This window comes from Candidatus Obscuribacterales bacterium, from assembly GCA_036703605.1.
Classification (GTDB): Bacteria; Cyanobacteriota; Cyanobacteriia; order RECH01; family RECH01; genus RECH01.
In genome coordinates this window covers 1-4,047 of record DATNRH010001005.1, presented here as the reverse complement: position 1 = coordinate 4,047, position 4,047 = coordinate 1, and the positions used below count along the sequence as shown (strand labels likewise).

Annotated in this window: 4 protein-coding genes; 1 reads left to right on the top strand and 3 read right to left on the bottom strand. The window is 54.5% G+C overall.

Annotation, left to right across the window (positions count from 1 at the left end; translation table 11 throughout):
* Together secF and secD are read right to left on the bottom strand one after the other, a co-directional pair.
* Positions 1-1,005: protein translocase subunit SecF (gene secF, locus V6D20_20585; protein HEY9818177.1), on the bottom strand; the 1,005-nt coding region annotated here is incomplete at its 3' end.
* Positions 1,002-2,423, bottom strand: coding sequence for a protein translocase subunit SecD (gene secD / locus V6D20_20580; GenBank protein ID HEY9818176.1), 1,422 nt, complete (start codon positions 2,421-2,423; stop codon positions 1,002-1,004). The genes secD and secF, both read right to left, overlap by 4 nt.
* A gap of 140 nt (positions 2,424-2,563) precedes the next feature.
* Here secD and V6D20_20575 point away from each other — a divergent pair, with 140 nt between their 5' ends.
* Positions 2,564-2,989 carry a Rieske (2Fe-2S) protein gene (locus V6D20_20575; GenBank protein ID HEY9818175.1) on the top strand — a complete coding sequence of 142 codons (426 nt, stop codon included), beginning with the start codon at positions 2,564-2,566 and terminating at the stop codon, positions 2,987-2,989.
* A gap of 56 nt (positions 2,990-3,045) precedes the next feature.
* On the opposite strand, the gene V6D20_20570 is transcribed toward V6D20_20575, so the two are convergent.
* The coding region (locus V6D20_20570; GenBank protein ID HEY9818174.1) for a tetratricopeptide repeat protein at positions 3,046-4,047 on the bottom strand (1,002 nt) is incomplete at its 5' end.

The following is a 4,047-nucleotide window of genomic DNA, read 5'->3' as shown; positions in this document are numbered from 1 at the left end:
AGGTTGATCAACGGCTGGAGCGGATAGCTGATCCTGGGGTACGTCAGCAACAGTAGCATCGACGTAGGTGCTGGGTTGGCTGGCTAGGGGCTGCTCCGATCGCTCTCTCCACCATGCTAACAAGGTGCTGGCGATAAAGATGCTGGAATAGGCACCGGCCAGGAAGCCAATGATCAGGGCTAGGGCGAAGTATTTTAGGGTCTCACCGCCAAACAGGAAGATGGCGACGAGGGTGAGCACGGTTGTTAAGGTGGTGTTGATCGACCGCGCTAGGGTTTGGTTCACCGCGTCGTCTACGATGTCGTCGATGGAGCGATCGCTGTGGTAGGTGCTGGTTTCCCGAATGCGATCGTAGATCACCACCGTATCGTTGACGGAGAAGCCCACAATGGTCAGCAGCGCCACAATAAACAGGCTATCAACCTCCACCCCCAGCACTAGCCCTAGGATGGAGAAAATGCCTAGGGTGACGAGGACGTCATGGAGCAGGGCAACCAGGGCAAAGGCGGCGTAGTCGGTCTGAAAGCGAATGCTTAGGTAGACGGTGATGCCAGCAAAGGCGACAAGCAGCGCCAATAGCCCCGATGAAAAAATCTGTTGACCAATCACCGGGCCCACGGTGTCAATCTGGGTGCCTTCGGCATCGAGGGGGCCGATCGCTTCTTCTAGGTCGGCCTGCAGCTCGGTACGTGCATCGACATCAAGGACAGAGGTACGGATCGATACCGCCTGTCCTTCATCGCCCACCAACTGTAGACTACTGCCTAGGAGATTTCTCTCAGACAAGACGTTGCGCACAACTTCCAAATCGATGGGGCGATCGCAATCTGCGATGGTGCAGTCGCGCTGAAGCTGCAGCCGGGTGCCGCCGACAAAGTCGATGCTGGGCCGGAGCGGAGCGCCGATGTTTTGCCAGGAGATGACCATGGCAATCAGGCCGCTAAGAATCAGGATCAACGAAATGCTCCACCAGAGCGATCGCTGTCGAATGACGTTGAGTTTCATGGGGTCGTCTTGGTCTGAGGTTGAGTGGAGGGGCTAAGGTTAGGGCAAAACAGCTCTGGTTTGCGGAATTGCGGCAGGCTCAGAGCTACTAGGAGTAGAGTACGGCTACAGGTGAGCGCCGTAAACATACTCACCAGTACCCCAATACCGAGGGTAAAGGCAAACCCTCGAACAAAGCCTGTGCCTAACCAAAACAGGGCTCCACAGGCAATCAGGGTAGTGACGTTGCTGTCGAGGATGCTGGAAAAGGCGCGATAAAAGCCCGATTCCACGGAGCGATAGAGGGTTTTACCCGATCGCAATTCTTCGCGGGTGCGTTCAAAAATCAGGACGTTGGCGTCTACTGCCATGCCAATACTGAGGATGAAACCAGCAATCCCTGGCAAGGTGATGGTGACCCCCAGGATGCTGAAGATGGCAAAGGTGAGCAACGAATAGACCACGAGGGCAATGTCGGCAACGGCTCCCGGCAAGCGGTAGTAGGCCACCATGAAGACCAGCACAAACAGCAGGCCGCCGATGCCAGCATAGATGCTGCGCTGAATGCTATCCCGTCCTAGGGTTGCGCCGACGGTGCGGTTTTCCACCACTTCCACGGGTACGGGCAAGGCTCCACCCCGCAGTTGCACGGCCAGTTCACTGGCCCGCTGGGCGTTGAAGCCGCCGGAAATGCTGGCCCGCCCGCCGGTGATGCCGCCTTCGGCATAGCGGGCGTTCACTTGGGGGGCGCTGATCAATTCATCATCGAGGAAAATGCCTAGGGTGCGGCCTGTTCCGGCAACGCCAGCAGTAAGCTCAGCAAACTGGTTGCCGCCTTCGGTGTTGAACACCAGCACCACTTCCCAGGAGTCGCCAGCAATGGGAGCCGCGTAGGCATCCTGCAAGCGATCGCCCGTTAGACCCGTTCGATCAAACAGGGTGGCGATCGCTTCTTGATTATTGGCGAGGGCTGTTCTAGCATCCTCAATGGCTTCTGCATTGGCTGCCGCATCCACCTGCAGCAGGTCTAGCTCCGTTTGCAACTGCTCCCGCTCCAGCAAAAACCGACTGAGGGTTTGGGCGGTGGTATTGGGCTTTTGGCCGCGGAAATCGAGCTGGGCCGTGCCCTGCAAAACTCGTTCTGCTTCTTCCGGATCGCTCACCCCTGGCAACTGCACCAAGAGCTGCCCCTCACCGGCAGTTTGCACCACCGATTCCGACACCCCGAGTTCATTCACCCGGCGGCTGACGACATCGCGCACGGCCTCCAGCTTCTCAGGCGTAATTTCCGGTACTTCATCAGTCGTTTGCAATCGCAGGGTCAACTGCGAACCGCCTTGCAAGTCTAGCCCCAGTCGCACCGGGACTTGTACAATCACCACGGCTGCTGCGATCGCCAGAATTAAAATTATCCCCAGAAGGGATCGTTGTCTGCCCATAGTTTCAGACGCTACTCTTTAGCCGCTATCACAACCGCTATGATAGCTGGTTTGGGGACGAGGGTTGAACAACTGCCCTAGGCAACTCCCTAGGGGCCTGCGCTAAAGTAGGGCGTAGATTCCTTCTGGATGAGAATTATATGAATCGACGCGACTTTTTATCCTGGGCTGGCGTGGGCGGTTTGGCTACTTTCTTGCCAATTGCGATCGCTGCCTGTAGTCCTTCTGGCTCGAATGATACGGCTGATGCGACGGCTGAACCCCAGTCGATTGATGTGGGTAGTGTGAGTGATTTGGATAGCAAGGGTAGTTTGTTGGTCGAAAGCCCTAAGAAGGTGATTGTGGTGCGGGATCCGGCTGATGCGACGGCGGTGCTGGCGCTGACGGCGAACTGTAATCACCGGGACTGTACGGTGGAATGGCAGGCGGATAGCAGTGAGTTTCTTTGTCCTTGCCATCAGTCTCGCTTTGCCCTGGATGGCAGCATTCAACAGGGCCCGGCCACGGAAGCGCTGCGCCCTCTGACGGTGACGGTGGAGAATGATCAAATTAAGGTGATGGCTTAGGCATCTCTTGGGGCGATCCTGTCGATCCCCGACGTTTTCAACGCGTTGGGGATCATCTAGTCTGTCAGCAGTGCCTGAAACCGTGGATCGTCCCGAACGGCATCAAAGTCGCGCTCATTTTTCGCTGCCTCTCGACACATCTCCGGATCTAGGTCAATTGCCTTCTGGAGCCAAGCCAGAACTTGGTCTACATCACCCTGAAGTCCGTAACACCAGGCTTTGTTGTAGTAAGGAGCTGGGTTATCAGGTTGAACCTGGATGGCTTGGTTAAAGGAGGCGATCGCATCTTCATAGTGTTTTAAGTAAGATAGCGCAATCCCTCTGCTGTTAAGTGCTTCGTGGTAGTCGGGCTTAATATCTAGTGCTTGGTTATAGGCGGCGATCGCATCCTCATGATATCCTAAGTTGCCTAGTGCAAATCCTTTGTTGCTGAGCGCTTCGTGCAAGTTGGGTTTAGTAGCCAGGGCTTGATTATAGGCGATGACAGCCGCCTCGTAGTGTCCTAGGTTAGATAGAGCATTCCCTTTGTTGTAGAGAGCCTCATATAAGTTAGGTCTAGTAGCAAGGGCTTGATCATACGCGGCGATCGCATCCTTATGGCATCCTAACTCATCTAGCGCAATCCCTTTATTGTAGAGCGTTGCGTAATCGCTGGGCTGAATGTCTAGAGCCTTATCATAGGATGCTATCGCTGCCTCATAGTCACCTAGATAAGAATGAGCATTTCCTTTGAAAAACCATGCTAAATCAGAGTTTGGGTGCTGCTTTAGATATGATTGGAACCCTAGTTGAGCAGATTGATAATCTTCACCGCTTCGCAAAATTGCTTGTGATGCCACAAAAAGTCGACTGTAGTAACCTTGTTTCTCCTTAGATAAGCCTACTAACGCATGAATAACATGAGCTGCCTCTGCTCCCAGAGATATAACTGTTCCCTTCGCCTCAATTTGTCCATCTTGCGGCTGCAAAATCCGTTCCGTCTCTGCCAAAATCTTTAATGCTCGAACAAGCTGCCATTGAATCCACCACGACTGCCATACCCTTGGCTTAATCAAGCG